Source organism: Actinomadura rifamycini DSM 43936 (assembly GCF_000425065.1).
GTDB lineage: Bacteria > Actinomycetota > Actinomycetes > Streptosporangiales > Streptosporangiaceae > Spirillospora > Spirillospora rifamycini.
The window spans coordinates 65,319-79,380 of record NZ_AULB01000009.1; the positions used below are offsets into that span (position 1 = coordinate 65,319).

Genomic DNA, 14,062 nt, shown 5'->3' on the forward strand with positions numbered 1-14,062 from the left:
CTGCTCCCTTTCGGAGGTGCTGCCCGACGGGCACGAGACGTCGGCGCCCCGGCACCCGTAACGGCCGGGACAAGTGACCTACGCCACCCGGCCACGGGTGTGACAAAACGGCGGGGACCGGCGTCCAGTGGGTGGATCAGGGCTTGGAACCAGCAGGCGGGAGCCGGGTATGAGTGAACGCAGCGGACGAACCACGGGCACGGCCGAGCCGCTCGATCGTCCCGACCGGGCGGCGTCGATGGACTCCGCCACCGACGTGTTCGTCGCCCACCGCAACCTGCTGTTCACCGTCGCGTACGAGATGCTCGGGTCGGCCGCCGACGCCGAGGACGTCCTGCAGGAGACGTGGCTGCGCTGGGTGGACGTCGACCTGGCCGCCGTGCGGGAGCGGCGCGCCTACCTGGTGCGGATCGTCACCCGGCTGGCCCTGGACCGCCTGCGGGCGCTCGCCCGGCGCAAGGAGTCCTACGTCGGCCCCTGGTTGCCCGAGCCGCTGCTGACCGCGTCGGACGTGGCCGAGGACGTCGTGCTCGCCGACAGCGTGTCGATGGCGATGCTGCTGGTGCTGGAAACCCTCGCGCCGACCGAACGGGCGGTGTTCGTGCTCCGCGAGGTGTTCGGCGTGGACTACGGCGAGATCGCCGAAGCCGTCGGCAAGAGCCCGGCCGCGGTCCGCCAGCTCGCCTACCGGGCGCGGACGCACGTCGCCGCGCGGCGGCCCCGCGGCCCGGTCTCCCCGGCCGAGACCCGGGCGGCGCTCCGGGCGTTCCAGCGGGCGGTCGAAACCGGCGACCTGCGGCGCCTGCTCGACATCCTCGCGCCGGACGTCGTCGCGCTGAGCGACGGCGGCGGCATCAAGCACGCGCTGCTGCGGCCCGTCGTGGGCGCGGACAACGTGGCCCGCCTGCTGGCCGCCGGCTGGTGGAAGCGCGACGCCGCAAGGTCGGTCGAACCGGTGCAGGTCAACGGAGGGCCGGGCCTGCTGGTGCGGGTCGACGGGGAGATCGACGGCGTGGTGGCGGTCCGGGTCGACAACGGATACGTCACCGGCGCCTACCACGTGCGCAACCCCGAGAAGCTGTCGCATGTGCGGCAGGAGAACGCCCTGAGCCGCTGACCGGTGTGGTCACGGGCGCGGTCGGGGGATCAACCCGGTCCCGAGAGTTCCGTCGAGTGCTCCGGCCGCGGCGTGCTCGGCCGTCCGCCGTCCCGGGCGAGGCGGAGACCCGCGAGCATGCCGAGGCCCGCGGTCCAGCCGTAGAGGAGGCCGAAGGAGGCGCCGTCCGCGAGGTACCCCCCGATCTTGTGGAACTCGGCGCCGTCGATCACCGACTCCACCAGCACCCCGGTGATGAGGCCCCCGACGCCCGCCGCGACGAAGCAGGCCCACCAGCCGGTGACGACCGCCGACAGAGCTCCGCGGTCCGGGTCGGCGGCGCGCACGCCCAGCGCGGCGAGGGCCGCGAGCAGCGCCAGGGAAAGGAGCGCGCCGGAGTCGACCGCGACGACCACGCTCCAGCTCGTCCCGTTGTCCGGGTAGAGGAACCACCGGACGTTCTGCAGCCAGTAGACCGGGTGCCAGACGCCCTCGTAGCCCGGTCCGGCCTGCTCCCTGACCGCCTCGGCGACCCATGGGTTGCCGAACGCCAGGGAGATGGCCGCGATCGGTAGGATCGCGCCTCCGGCCGCCATGACGATCCGCCGCATTGCCATGGCGTACATGGTAGGAAAATCAGCCCCGTACGGTGATCACATTGCTGACAAAGCCGTCTGTTTCGGATTTGTCGCTCGGCCCGCGATGAATTCCGGTGCCGCGTCGGGTCTCGACTCCGGGCGACCCCTAGGACCGGAGGAGGAGTTCGTGGGCAAGGTCATCTACTGGATGAACACCTCGATCGACGGCTACATCGAGGACCGCGACGGCGGGATGGACTTCCTGGAGCCGTCCGAGGACTTCCAGGAGGCGGCGAACGACAATGTCCGCCGCATCTCGGCGTTCCTGTTCGGGCGGCGGCTGTTCGAGGCCATGGAGAAGCCCTGGACGCAGGACCTCGGCAAGGAGGGCGCCCCGGCCGTCGAGCGGGAGTTCGCCCGGCTCTACAAGGAGACCCCGCGGTACGTCTTCTCCGACACCCTCCGGACCGTCCCCCACGGGGTCACGCTCGTCCGCCGCGCGGACGCCGTGTCCGAGGTGGCGCGCCTCAAGCGGGAGATCGACGGCACCCTCCAGCTCGGCGGCGCCGAACTGGCCGCGTCGCTGCTGGACCTGGTCGACGAGTTCTGGGTGTACGCCCTGCCGGTGATCGTCGGGGGCGGCAAGCCGTATCTGCCCGTGGAGAAGGAACTGCGTCTGCGCCTGGTCGAGCACCGTTCGTTCGCATCGGGAATCATGTACCGGCGCTACGCACGGCCCTGACCGGCGGGGACGGGAGCGCCGCCGGGGCGGCGTTCACGCGTGCTCACTCGTGTGCGGGCCTGTCGGTGAGGCGGTGGTCGGCCACGCTGAGCGCTTCGTCGACCAGCCGGCGCAGGTGGCCGTCGCGGAGGGCGTAGACGACCCGGCGGCCTTCCTTGCGGGTGGTGACCAGGCCGGCCAGCCGCAGGCGGGCCAGGTGCTGGCTGACGGCGGGACGCGCGGCGCCGCAGACCTCGGTCAGCGTGGACACGTCGGCCTCGCCGGCGGCCAGGCGGTGCAGCAGGACGAGGCGCGTGCGGTCGCCGAGGAGGGCCAGCAGCTCGGCGGCGAGGGCGAACTGCTCCTCGCCCGGTTTGTGCAGGTGCGGCTCGGATGCAGGTGATAGATGCATGCGTGCGCTCATATGCACATAATGGGGTGAGGGGAGGCCCGTGTCCACCCGGCGCCTCGCCGCGGTCGTGCGTCGTCCCTCCTTGGAGGCATGCAGATGAGCGAGCATCACGAGCACCGGCGTCCGCACGAACACGAGGCGCACCCGCACGGCGTCCGCGCGCACCGGCACGACCACGGTGCGGGCGGACGTCCCGCCCGGTGGCGGCATCGGATGGCGCCGCACTCCCATGACCCGTCCGACAAGGTCGACACGGCGCTGGAGTCGTCGGCGCGAGGAATCCGCGCTCTGTGGATCTCGCTGGCCGTGCTGGGCGTGACGGCGGTCGCGCAGGCGGGGATCGTCGCGGTGTCCGGTTCGGTCGCGCTGCTGGGCGACACCGTGCACAACGCCGCGGACGCCCTGACCGCCGTGCCGCTCGGCGTGGCGTTCGTCCTCGGGCGGCGCGCGGCGTCCCGCGGGTTCACCTACGGGTACGGACGCGCGGAGGACCTGGCGGGCATCGTCATCGTGCTGACGATCGCCGCCTCCGCCGCGTTCGCCGGGTGGACGGCCGTGGACCGCCTGCTCGACCCCCGCGACGTGGACCACGTCGGCGCCGTGGCCGCGGCCGCCGTCGTCGGGTTCCTCGGCAACGAGTGGGTGGCCCGCTACCGGATCCGCGTCGGCCGCCGGATCGGGTCGGCGGCCCTGGTCGCCGACGGGCTGCACGCCCGGACCGACGGGTTCACCTCGCTGGCCGTGCTGCTCGGCGCCGCCGGCGCCGCCCTCGGCTGGCGGTACGCCGACCCGGTCGTCGGCCTGCTGATCACCGCGGCGATCCTGCTGGTGCTGCGGGACGCCGCGGGCGAGGTGTTCCGCCGGATCATGGACGCCGTCGACCCCGCCCTCCTCGACCGCGCCGAGGAGTCGCTGCGGCGGGTGCGGGGCGTGCGGGAGGTCGGCGAGCTGCGCATGCGGTGGATCGGCCACCGGCTGCGGGCCGAGGTCGCCGTCGTCGTCGACGCCGACCTCACCGTCCGGCAGGCCCACGACATCGCCGTCGACGCCGAACACGCCCTGCTGCACGCCGTCCCCAAGCTGTCCGCGGCGCTCGTGCACGCCGACCCGGCCCCGGCGGCGGACGGCCCCGACCCGCACCTCGCGCTGGCGCACCACATAACGGCGTGACCGCCCGGTCGTCCGGCCCGCCGGCGGCCCCGGACGCGCGTGCCGTCCGGGGTGCGGGCGGCGGGGTCATCGGTCGAGCGACCGCAGGTACTTCCCGAACTTCTCCAGGCCGTCGATGTTGCGCGGCCCGCTGATGCCCTCGTTGTAGTCGAGGATGAAGATGTTGTCCTTCTCGATCGCGGGCAGGTCGCGGGTGTGCGGCGAGTTCCGGAGGAACTCGATCTTCTCGGCGGCGGGCCGGTCGCCGTAGTCCAGGACCATGACGACCTCCGGCCGGGCCTCCGCGACCGCCTCCCAGCCCACCTGCGTCCAGCGCTGCCGGAGACCGTCGAAGATGTTGCGCCCGCCCGCGGTCTCGATGATGTCGTTGGGCGGCACCTGGCCGCCCGCGGTGAGCGGCCGGTCGGTGCCGGAGTCGTAGAGGAACACCGGTACCGGGTCGCCCTCGGGCGCGGCCGCCCGCACCGCCTCGGCCCGCCGCTTCAGGCCGGCGACGAGCTCGGCCGCCCTGTCCTCGACGCGGAAGATCCGGCCGAGCCGCTCCAGGTCGGTGTACAGCGCGTCGAAGGGCGCGAGCCGCTCGGGGTGCCCCGGGTAGTTGAAGCAGCTCTCGGTGTGCATGAAGCTCTGGATCCCGAGCCCGTCGAGGATCTCCGGCGTGATGCCGCGCTGCGGGCTGAACCCCGAGTTCCAGCCGGCCACGACGAAGTCCGCCTCGGCCTGGACGACGATCTCCTTGTTCAGCAGGTCGTCGCTCAGCATCTCGACCTTCGCGTACTCGGCGGCCCAGGGGGACTCGCCGACCGGAGGGTTGGCGGGCGGCATGACGTAGCCGCGGACGTGCTCGGTGAGCCCCAGGCTGAAGAGCTTGTCGGCACTGCCGCCCTCGTAGGCGACCGCCCTCTTCGGAACCGCGTACTCGACCGTCTCCCCGCACCTTTTCACCTTCCGCTTCTCGGCGGCGGCGTCCGATTCCACGTCGGCGCCGCAGGCGCCGAGGACCAGCACGGCACCGATCGCGGTCGCGATTGCTCGTTTCATGGCCGGGACCTTTCGACAGGGAGGGAGTACAGGAGTTGCGGGGAGCCCGACAGCGGGTGCGGGACGACGGTGACCTCGACGCCGAAGACGTCGGCGACCGTTTCGGGGGTGAGAACGTTCCAGGGCGTTCCGGCCCTGACGAGCCGTCCCCGCGACAGGACGCCGATCCGGTCGCAGACCGCGGCGGCGAGATTGAGGTCGTGCAGGACGACGAGCACGGTGAGCCCGACGTCCTTCAGCAGCGCCAGCAGTTCGATCTGGTGCCGTACGTCGAGGTGGTTGGTCGGCTCGTCCAGCACGAGGATGCGCGGCTCCTGGACCAGCGCCCGCGCCAGCAGGACGCGCTGCCGTTCGCCGCCGGACAGGCCGAGGATCCCGCGCCGGGCGAGATGGGCGATGCCGAGGCGGTCCATCGCCCTCTCGCACAGCTCCCGTTCCCGGCGCGTGAGGGGAGCGTTGCCGCGCCCGTGCGGAACGCGTCCCAGGGCGACGACCTCTTCGACGGTGTAGTCGAGTTCGACCGCGCCGTCCTGGGTCATCGCCGCGACGATCCGGGCGCTCCGCCGCGGCGGCAGGCCCGCCAGGTCGTCCCGGCCGAGGAAGACGGTGCCGCGGGTGGGCCGCAGGGCGCGGTAGACGCAGCGGAGCGCGGTCGACTTGCCGCTTCCGTTGGGGCCGACCAGACCCACGACGCGCCCGCTCGGGACGTCCAGCGACAGGTCGTCCACCAGGCTCCGGCCGTCGGTCACGACCGTCAGCCCGGTCAGCACGAGATCCATCAGCGCCCTCCGAACGCGTAGGCCCGGCGGCGCAGCAGGCCGATGAACACCGGCACCCCGACCAGCGCGGTGATGGCGCCCAGCGGCAGTTCGCGGGGGGCCGCCGCCGTCCGCGACGCCAGGTCGACCCACACCATGAAGATCGCGCCCGTCAGCGGGGCCACGGCGAGGACGCGGGCGTGGACGGCGCCGACGACCATCCGCACCAGGTGCGGCATGACCAGCCCCACGAACCCGATGGCGCCGCTCACCGCGACCATCGCGCCCGTGGCCAGGGAGACGAGCAGCAGGAGGACCCGGCGGTGCCGGTCGGGGCCGACGCCGAGGCTCGCGGCGGTCTCGTCGCCGAGCGCCAGCGCGTCCAGCACGCGCCCGTACCGGTGGAGGACGAACACGGCCGGCAGGACGACCGCGGCCACCACCGGCAGGGAGCCCCAGGACGCGGCGCCGAAGCCGCCCATCGTCCAGTACAGGATCATGCTGCTGGCCTCGCCGTCCGGGGCGAAGTAGACGATCACGCTCATCAGCGCCTGGAAGCCGAGGGACATCGCCACGCCCGTCAGGACGAGCCGCAGCGGCGAGAGCCCGCCCCGGCCGAGCGCGGCGAGGTAGACCAGCAGCGCGGCCGCCGCGGCGCCGGCGAACGCGCCGGCCGACACCGCGTACACGCCGAGCCCGGCGAGGCCGCCCGTGACGCCGACGCTCACCGCGCCCACGGACGCTCCGGACGAGACGCCGAGCACGTACGGGTCGGCGAGCGCGTTGCGGACGATCGCCTGGATCGCGACGCCGACCGCGCTCAGGCCCGCGCCCACGAGCGCCGCCAGCAGGACGCGCGGCGTCCGGATCCGCCAGACGATCTGGTAGGCCGCCGCCTCTTCGGCCTCGATCGTCCCGCCGGTGAGGGCCGCCCACAGGTAGCGCGCCGTGTCCAGGGGGCCGATCACCGCGGCGCCGAGCCCGACGGCGACCACGATCGACGCCGCCAGGACCAGGGCCAGGACGCCGCACAGCGCCATCAGCCCGGTCCGTGAGGCGATCCGTTCGCGGGCCCCGGTCCGCGCCGCGGCCACGGAAAGAGCGGTCGAGGACATGCCACCCTTTCGATAATGAAAACGATTTTCGTTGCAGAATGTACCACGTCGAGATCGTCCGGGAGTACGGGACGGGCGTCGTCCGGGCGGCGGCACCCCGGCCGGAAGCGGGCCGCCTGTGGTAGCTATAACGGTAATGATTATCGAAATCGCCCCCGTCCCGGCACGGAGTGCGGGCCGCGCGGCAGGAGACGGCACCATGACGAAGGCACCATGACGACGGCACCGCCCCCGGCGGCCCCCGGACGAGACGCCCCCGGACGCTCCGTTATGCGCGATCCGGCGTTCCTGCGTCTCTGGACGGGGCACACGGCCTCGGGTCTCGCGACATGGGCGCTGCCGTTCGTGCTCGGTCTCGCGGTACTGGAGCGCTCCCTGTCCCCGTCCGCGCTGGGCCTCGTGCTCGCCGCCCGGACGGTCGGGTTCCTGGCGGCGGTGCCGGTCGGCGGCGTGCTCGCCGACCGCCGGTCGCGCCGCGAGACGGTGCTGTGGGCGGGGCTGTCCGCCGCCGCCGCGACGCCGCTGATCGCGCTCGGGCTGGGGCGCTCGGCGGTGCTCATGGCCCTCGCCGCCGCCCTCTCGGGAGCCGGTCAGGGCGCGTGCCGTCCGGCGTTCCAGGCACTGACGGCCGAGGTGGTGGAGGCGGCGCGGCGGCAGCGGGCCAACGCCGCCATGACCCTGGCCGTCCGGGGGACCACGCTCGTCGCCCCCGCCGTGACCGCCCTGCTCGCGACGGTCCTGGACGCCCGCGGGCTGCTGCTCGGCATCGCCCTGCTCTGGCTGGCGGCGGCGCTGGCGCCCCCGCCGGGCGGCCCGGCGCCGGGCGCCGCGGGGCGGGACCGGGCGGGATTCCTCGCCGAGTTCGCCGAGGGCGTGGCCGAGGCGCGGCGGCATCCGTGGTTCCTGGCCGGCCTGGCCGCGCTGACCGCGGTCATCGCCACCGGCTACTCGGCCACCGGCGTGGCGCTGCCGCTGATCAGCCGCGACCGGTACGGCGGCGCGGCGGTGCTGGCCGGCGCCGCGACCGCCTACATCGTCGGCGCGCTGATCGGCGCCGTGGTCGTCGCCCGCCGGCGCCCCCGCGCCGAGGGCTGGAACGCACTGGCCGGCCTGGCCCTCTACACCCTCGCGCCGCTCGCCCTGCTGCTGCCCGTGCACCCGTGGGTGGTCATCGCCGCCTACGCCGTCACCGGGATCGGTATCGAGCTGTTCAACGTGCCCTGGTTCACCGCCGCGCAGCGGGAGGTCGAGCCGGGGAAGCTGGCCCGCGTCTCGTCCCTGGACTTCCTGCTGTCGTACGGGCTCGCCCCGCTCGGGCTCGTCCTCATCGCGCCCGCCATGGACGCCTTCGGTCCCGAGCCCGTCCTCGGCGCGTGCGCGGCCGTCTGCCTCCTGGCCCCCGTCGCCGCGGCGCTCGTCCCCGGCAGCCGCCGCTTCTCCGCCGAGCCGCGCGACCCGACTACGGACGGTTGTCGAATATAGGAGCCCGTCCCGACGGTCTCCTCCTCGCGGAGGACACCCGCTACCGGGGTAGCGCTTCGAGTCGGCTCCCCGGCGTGACGCGTCCGCCACCGTCGGCTTCCTACCCTCCTCCCTCCCACCGCCGACGAGACCGAGGGAGACGGATGCACCCCGGCACAGCTTCGCCGCACCCCCGTGAGGGCCGCCGCGACGCGGCCCCCTCCGGGGGCCGGCGGCCGGCCATAGGCTGGCGTCCATGACGTCCGAGGAACCCCCGCGCGCGCTGTTCGCCGGGGCGTCGCGCCGGTCGGTGCGGCTGCTCCCGTGGGGCGTCGCGTTCCTGCTCTGCGTCGCCCTGCTGCCCACGACGATCACGGTGCTCAGCGCCGACTACGGCCTGGACGGCGCCGTCGCGGGGGCGCTCGCCGTCGCGCAGGCGGCGCCGCTGCTGCTGGCCGTCGTCCGTCCGCTGCGCGCCTGGTGCATCGTCTTCGCCGCGGACGTGGCCGGGGCGCTCGTCCTGCTCACCGTCGACTTCGAGGAGCGGCTCCTCTGGCCGTTCCCGCCCATGGAGATCGTCGGGTACGTCGGCCTCTGCCTCGCCCTCGGCCTGCGCGAGTCGCGCCGGACGCTGCTGCTGGTGTGGCTGGCGACGGCGGGCGCGAGCGTCGGCCTCGGGTTCGCCGCGCCCCACGGCGCGACCGCCCGGGACACGCTGCTCACGATCCTCGGCGGCGTCGCGCTCGTCCTCGGCGGCGCGCTGCGCGAGCGGTACGAGGCGCAGCGCAGGCTGGCCGAGCAGGAGACGATCAGCGAGGCCGAGCGCGAGCGGCGGACGCTGCTGGAGGAGCGTGCCCGCATCGCGCGCGAGCTGCACGACGTGGTGGCGCACCACATGTCCGTCATCACGGTGCAGGCGGACACCTCGGTGTACCGCCTCGACGGGCTGCCGCCGGACGCGCAGGAGGAGTTCACGTCCATCGCGGCGACCGCGCGGGAGTCGCTCGGCGAGATGCGGCGGCTCCTCGGCGTGCTGCGGAACGAGGAGGCGCACGGCGAGCTCGCGCCCCAGCCGGGCCTGACGCGGATCGCGCAGATCGCCGAGGCGACGGTGCGGGCGGGCGTGCCGGTCGAGTACTCCGCGTGCGACGCCGACGTGCCCGAGGCGGTCGGGCTCTCCGCGTACCGCATCGTCCAGGAGGCCCTCGCGAACGTCGTCCGGCACGCGCCGGGCGCTCCGACGCGGGTGACGGTGGCCGAGGACGGGCGGCGGCTCGCCGTCCTCGTCGTCAACGGGCCCCCGCCCGAACCGCCCGCCGCGCCGCTGGAGGAGCGCGGCACCGGCCACGGCCTCGTCGGCATGCGCGAACGGGTGCGGCTCGTCGGCGGCACCCTCGAAGCGGGACCGCTGCCGGACGGCGGGTTCCGCGTGGCCGCACACCTACCCCTGACCGAAAAGGATCCCACGTGACGACGCGCGTCATCATCGTCGACGACCAGGCCATGGTGCGGGCCGGCTTCGCCGCACTGCTGGCGGCCCAGAGCGACATCGAAGTGGTGGGCGAGGCCCCCGACGGCGCGCAGGGCGTCGAGCTGAGCCGGCGCACCCGCCCCGACGTCGTGCTGATGGACGTCCGCATGCCCGAGATGGACGGCCTGGAGGGCACGCGCCGCCTCCTTGCGCCCTCGCCGGGCGCGGCGCACCGCCCGCGCGTCCTGATGCTGACCACGTTCGACGTCGACGACTACGTCTACGAGGCGCTGCGGGCGGGCGCGAGCGGCTTCCTGCTGAAGGACGCGCCGCCCGCCGACCTCATCGCGGCGGTGCGCGTCGTCGCCGCCGGCGACGCGCTGCTCGCCCCCTCGGTGACGCGCCGCCTCATCGCGGACTTCGCCCGGCAGCGTCCCCCCGCCCGGGGCAAGCCCGCGCTGCGGCTCAACGCCCTGACCGAACGCGAGACCGAGGTCCTCGGCCTGGTGGCGCGCGGCATGTCCAACTCGGAGATCGCCGAGACGCTGGTGCTGGCCGAGCAGACGGTGAAGACGCACGTGAGCCGCGTCCTCACCAAGCTCGACCTGCGCGACCGCGCCCAGGCGGTGGTCTTCGCGTACGAGTCGGGGCTGGTGACCCCCGGCGAGTAGGACGCCTCTGCACCACCCCCCACCGGCGTAGCACCCCCACATCGGCTCCCGGGTATGACGCCCGGCCCGCGACCGCCCTCGCACACTCCACCGGTCGGTACAGGAGAACGGCGAAAGGGCGGAAGATGAGGCTACGCAGCGGCAAGCGGAAAGCGGACGAGAGGCCGGAGGCCCCGGCCGCCGCACCCGGACCCGCCGTCGCACCGCCCGCCGTCGAACTGCGCGGCGTGCGGCGGCGGTACGGGCGCGGCGCGGGCGCGGTCGACGCCCTCGCGGGCATCGACCTCGCGCTGCCGGCGGGCACGTTCACCGCTGTCATGGGGCCGTCCGGGTCGGGCAAGTCGACGTTCCTGCAGTGCGCCGCGGGGCTCGACCGGCCGTCGGCGGGGTCGGTGCGCCTGGGCGGCACGGAGATCACCGGGATGAGCGAGAACAGGCTCACCGAGCTCCGCCGCGCCCGCCTCGGCTTCGTCTTCCAGGCGTTCAACCTGCTGCCGTCGCTGACCGTGGAGCAGAACGTCCTGCTGCCCATGCGCCTCGCCGGGCGCCGCCGGGACCCGCGGCGGGCGGCCGAGGCGCTCGCGCGGGTCGGGCTCGCCGGCGCGGCGAAGCGCCGGCCCGGCGAGCTCTCCGGCGGCCAGCAGCAGCGCGTGGCCGTCGCCCGCGCCCTGGTCGCCCGCCCCGACGTGATCTTCGCGGACGAGCCCACCGGTGCCCTCGACACCGGGACCGCCGCCGAGGTCCTCGGCCTGCTCCGGCACGCGGTGGACGCCCTCGGCGCCACCGTCGTCATGGTCACCCACGACCCGGCCGCGGCGGCCCGCGCCGACCGCGTGCTGTTCCTCGCCGCCGGCGCCTTCGCCGGCGACCTGCAGGGCGGCTCGGCGGCGGACATCGCGGCGCGGATGGCGGCCCTCACCGCCCGTCCCTCCCGCACGGGCGCGACGGCGGGGGCGGCGGCGTGAGGCTCACCAACGGCCTCGCCCGCGAAGCCGTCCGGTTCAGGCCCGCGTCGTTCGCGGGCACCTTCCTGGCGCTGCTGATGTCCGCGCTGATCGTCTCGGCCTGCGGGATCCTGCTCGAGACCGGGCTGCGGGCGTCGGTGCCGCCGGAGCGGTACGCGGACGCGCCGGTGGTCGCGGCGGCGGACCAGCACGTGCGCCTGGTCACCGGCGACGGCGAGGACCGCGAGGAGGAGGCGGTCCCGCTGCCCGACCGGGCGCGGGTGGACGCCGGGCTGGCGGCGAAGGCCGCCCGGGCGCCGGGCGCGGCCGCCGCCGTCCCCGACTTCACCTTCCCGGTGCGCACGGCGGACGGACGAGCGGGGCGCGGCGCCCGGGAACTGCGCGTCCCGGGCGGCGCGCTCACCGCGCACGGATGGGGCTCGCACCTCTTCACCGGCGCCGAGCTGACCGCGGGCTCCGCGCCCCGCGACGGCGACGTCGTGCTGGACGCCGGGACGGCCCGCGCCGCGGGGGTCGCCGTCGGCGACACCGTCGCGCTGGAGACCGCCGCCGGGCGGCGGGACTTCCGCGTCGCGGGCCTCGCCGAACCCGGACCCGCGGACACGGCCCGGGACGCCGGTGCCGCGGGCGCCGTCGCCTGGTTCGACGACGCCCGGGCCCCCGCGCTCGCGGGCCACCCCGGCGAAGCGGACGCCATCGCCGTGCTGGCGGAACGCGGCACCGGCGCCGCGGCGCTCGCGGGCTCAGTGCGGAAGGCCCTGGCCGGCTCCGGCGCCCAGGTCAGCCTCGGCGACGACCGCGGCGCCGTCGAGGACCCCGGCCTCGGCCGCGCCCGGGAGACGCTCTTCGGGATCGGCGCGTCCTTCGGCGGCATCGCCGCCATCGTCGCGATCCTCACCGCGGCCGGGACCGTCGCCCTGTCGGTGTCGCAGCGGGCCCGCGAGTTCGCGCTGCTGCGCGCCGTCGGCGCCACCCCGCGGCAGATCCGCCGCGCGGTCGCGTCCGAGGCGCTGCTCGTCGCGCCGCTCGCCGGGACCGTCGGCTGCCTGCCCGGCATCGGGCTGGCGCACTGGTGGTTCGGGCAGTTGCGGGACCGCGGCGCGATCCCCGAGGCGGTGCGGTTGCACGTCTCCGGCGTCCCGCTGCTGGCCGCCGTCGGCGCGGGGCTGCTCACCGCGCTCGCCGCGGGCTGGGCGGCCGGGCGCCGCCCCGCGCGGATCAGGCCCGGACGGGCGCTGACCGAGGCGTCGGTGGCGCGGCTGCGGCCCGGGGCGGTCCGCACCGCGCTGGGGGTCGCCGCCCTCGCCGGCGGCGGCGTCCTCACCGGCGTGTCCGCGAACTCCGCCGGGGATGACGCGGCGGGCGCCGCCCTCGGCGTCGTCATGCTCTTCATGCTCGCGGTCGCGCTGCTCGGCCCGCCGGTGGCGCGGCTGTTCGCGGGCCTGTTCGGCCTGCCGCTGCGCGGCGCGGGCCCGGCCGCCGAGCTCGCGGCCGCCCACTCCCGCGCCGGCGCGGCCCGACTCGCCTCCGCGATCACCCCGATCGTGCTCGGCATGGCGTTCGCCTCGACGCTCGTCTTCACGCACACGACCCAGAACCACGCCGCCGACGAGCAGCTGCGCGCGGGCATGGTCGCCGACCACGTGGTCACGGCCCCGGCCGGGCTCCCGGCGGACGCGGCCGCGCGCGCCGCCCGCGCGCCGGGGGTGGACGCCGCCGTCGCCCTGCTGAACACGCAGGTTCTGGTGCCGGTCGGCTCGGGCGCGTTCGCGTCGCTGCAGGGCGCGGCGGCCCAGGGCGTCACCGGCTCCGGCGCCGAGCTCGCGAAGGTGCAGGACCTGGACGTCCGCGACGGCGACCTCGGCCGGCTCGGCGAGGGCCGCGTCGCCGTCGACCGGACCCTCGCGGCCTCGGCGGGCGCGGGCGTCGGCGACCGGCTCCCGCTCTACCTGCCCGACGGCACCGAGGCCAGCCCCGAGATCGTCGCGGTCTACGGCCGCGGGCTCGGCCTGGCCGCGGTGACGATGGACCGGGCGTCCCTGGACGGGCACGTCACCTCGGCCTTCGACGACACGCTGCTGGTCCGGGGCGGCGAGGCGGCGCCGCTCGCCGCCCTGGGCGACGTCACCGACGCCTCGGGCCACGCCGCCGAGCGGAATGTCGAAGCGAAGCTGGGCGCGTGGACCGGCGGCGCGATGGCCGCGGTGCTGGGCGGATTCGCCGCCGTCGCCGCCGTCAACACGCTGGTGATGACCGTCCTCGACCGCCGCCGCGAACTGGACGCGCTGCGCCTCGCCGGCTCCACCCGCCGCCAGGTGCTGGCGATGCTCCGCTGGGAGGCCCTGCTGGCCGCCGCGGCGGGCGTGGTCCTCGGCACCGCGATCGCCGCGGCCACGCTGATCCCGATGACGCGCGGCACGATCGGCGGGGCGCCCCACGTGCCCCCGCCGGTCTACGCGTCCTTCGCGGGCGCTGCCGTCGGCCTGGCGCTGCTCGCGGTCACGCTGACGGCGCGCGCGGCCCTGCGCCGCCGGCCGTAGCGCACGCGTCCGGGCGGGAGCGGCGCCACGCCCGCTCCCGCCCCGCACGACCTCTCCCGACGA

General features: G+C 75.5%; 13 protein-coding genes. 8 read left to right on the forward strand and 5 right to left on the reverse strand.

Annotation, left to right across the window (positions count from 1 at the left end; translation table 11 throughout):
- Positions 1 to 169: 169 nt before the first annotated feature.
- Complete coding sequence (locus H505_RS0107105; RefSeq protein WP_026401432.1) at positions 170 to 1,117, forward strand: RNA polymerase sigma-70 factor; 948 nt, start codon at positions 170 to 172, stop codon at positions 1,115 to 1,117.
- Between the two features lie 29 nt (positions 1,118 to 1,146).
- Here H505_RS0107105 and H505_RS0107110 read toward each other — a convergent pair whose 3' ends face one another.
- Complete coding sequence (locus H505_RS0107110; protein WP_157432934.1) at positions 1,147 to 1,713, reverse strand: hypothetical protein; 567 nt, start codon at positions 1,711 to 1,713, stop codon at positions 1,147 to 1,149.
- Positions 1,714 to 1,861: 148 nt separating this feature from the next.
- Here H505_RS0107110 and H505_RS0107115 point away from each other — a divergent pair, with 148 nt between their 5' ends.
- Entirely contained in the window at positions 1,862 to 2,416 is a 555-nt protein-coding gene (locus tag H505_RS0107115) for a dihydrofolate reductase family protein (RefSeq protein ID WP_026401434.1), read from the forward strand.
- 43 nt (positions 2,417 to 2,459) lie between these two features.
- On the opposite strand, the gene H505_RS0107120 is transcribed toward H505_RS0107115, so the two are convergent.
- Positions 2,460 to 2,819 (reverse strand): ArsR/SmtB family transcription factor, encoded by a 360-nt coding sequence (locus tag H505_RS0107120; RefSeq protein ID WP_034517008.1) that lies wholly within the window; start codon positions 2,817 to 2,819, stop codon positions 2,460 to 2,462.
- 84 nt (positions 2,820 to 2,903) lie between these two features.
- Here H505_RS0107120 and H505_RS0107125 point away from each other — a divergent pair, with 84 nt between their 5' ends.
- Positions 2,904 to 3,977, forward strand: a complete 1,074-nt coding sequence (locus tag H505_RS0107125) for a cation diffusion facilitator family transporter (protein WP_034517105.1) — start codon at positions 2,904 to 2,906, stop codon at positions 3,975 to 3,977.
- 66 nt (positions 3,978 to 4,043) lie between these two features.
- Here H505_RS0107125 and H505_RS0107130 read toward each other — a convergent pair whose 3' ends face one another.
- From H505_RS0107130 to H505_RS0107140, 3 genes are read right to left on the reverse strand one after another with little or no spacing between them, the layout of a single operon-like run.
- Complete coding sequence (locus tag H505_RS0107130) at positions 4,044 to 5,018, reverse strand: ABC transporter substrate-binding protein (protein WP_026401437.1); 975 nt, start codon at positions 5,016 to 5,018, stop codon at positions 4,044 to 4,046.
- Positions 5,015 to 5,797 (reverse strand): ABC transporter ATP-binding protein, encoded by a 783-nt coding sequence (locus tag H505_RS0107135; RefSeq protein WP_026401438.1) that lies wholly within the window; start codon positions 5,795 to 5,797, stop codon positions 5,015 to 5,017. The genes H505_RS0107130 and H505_RS0107135 overlap by 4 nt, the downstream gene beginning before the upstream one ends.
- Entirely contained in the window at positions 5,797 to 6,891 is a 1,095-nt protein-coding gene (locus H505_RS0107140) for a FecCD family ABC transporter permease (RefSeq protein ID WP_211238414.1), read from the reverse strand. Before H505_RS0107140 ends, H505_RS0107135 begins: the two co-directional genes overlap by 1 nt.
- 213 nt (positions 6,892 to 7,104) lie before the next feature.
- Here H505_RS0107140 and H505_RS0107150 point away from each other — a divergent pair, with 213 nt between their 5' ends.
- The 5 genes from H505_RS0107150 (at position 7,105) to H505_RS0107170 (ending at position 13,999) form a co-directional block, all read left to right on the forward strand.
- Entirely contained in the window at positions 7,105 to 8,373 is a 1,269-nt protein-coding gene (locus H505_RS0107150; protein ID WP_034517009.1) for an MFS transporter, read from the forward strand.
- 235 nt (positions 8,374 to 8,608) lie between these two features.
- Positions 8,609 to 9,823 carry a sensor histidine kinase gene (locus tag H505_RS0107155; RefSeq protein ID WP_026401441.1) on the forward strand — a complete coding sequence of 405 codons (1,215 nt, stop codon included), beginning with the start codon at positions 8,609 to 8,611 and terminating at the stop codon, positions 9,821 to 9,823.
- Positions 9,820 to 10,494 (forward strand): response regulator, encoded by a 675-nt coding sequence (locus H505_RS0107160; protein WP_026401442.1) that lies wholly within the window; start codon positions 9,820 to 9,822, stop codon positions 10,492 to 10,494. Before H505_RS0107155 ends, H505_RS0107160 begins: the two co-directional genes overlap by 4 nt.
- A 125-nt stretch (positions 10,495 to 10,619) precedes the next feature.
- Positions 10,620 to 11,459 (forward strand): ABC transporter ATP-binding protein, encoded by an 840-nt coding sequence (locus H505_RS0107165; RefSeq protein ID WP_026401443.1) that lies wholly within the window; start codon positions 10,620 to 10,622, stop codon positions 11,457 to 11,459.
- The gene (locus H505_RS0107170; protein ID WP_026401444.1) at positions 11,456 to 13,999 is read left to right on the forward strand and encodes an ABC transporter permease; all 2,544 of its coding nucleotides are present in this window, start codon (positions 11,456 to 11,458) and stop codon (positions 13,997 to 13,999) included. The genes H505_RS0107165 and H505_RS0107170 overlap by 4 nt, the downstream gene beginning before the upstream one ends.
- The last annotated feature ends 63 nt before the right edge of the window (positions 14,000 to 14,062 follow it).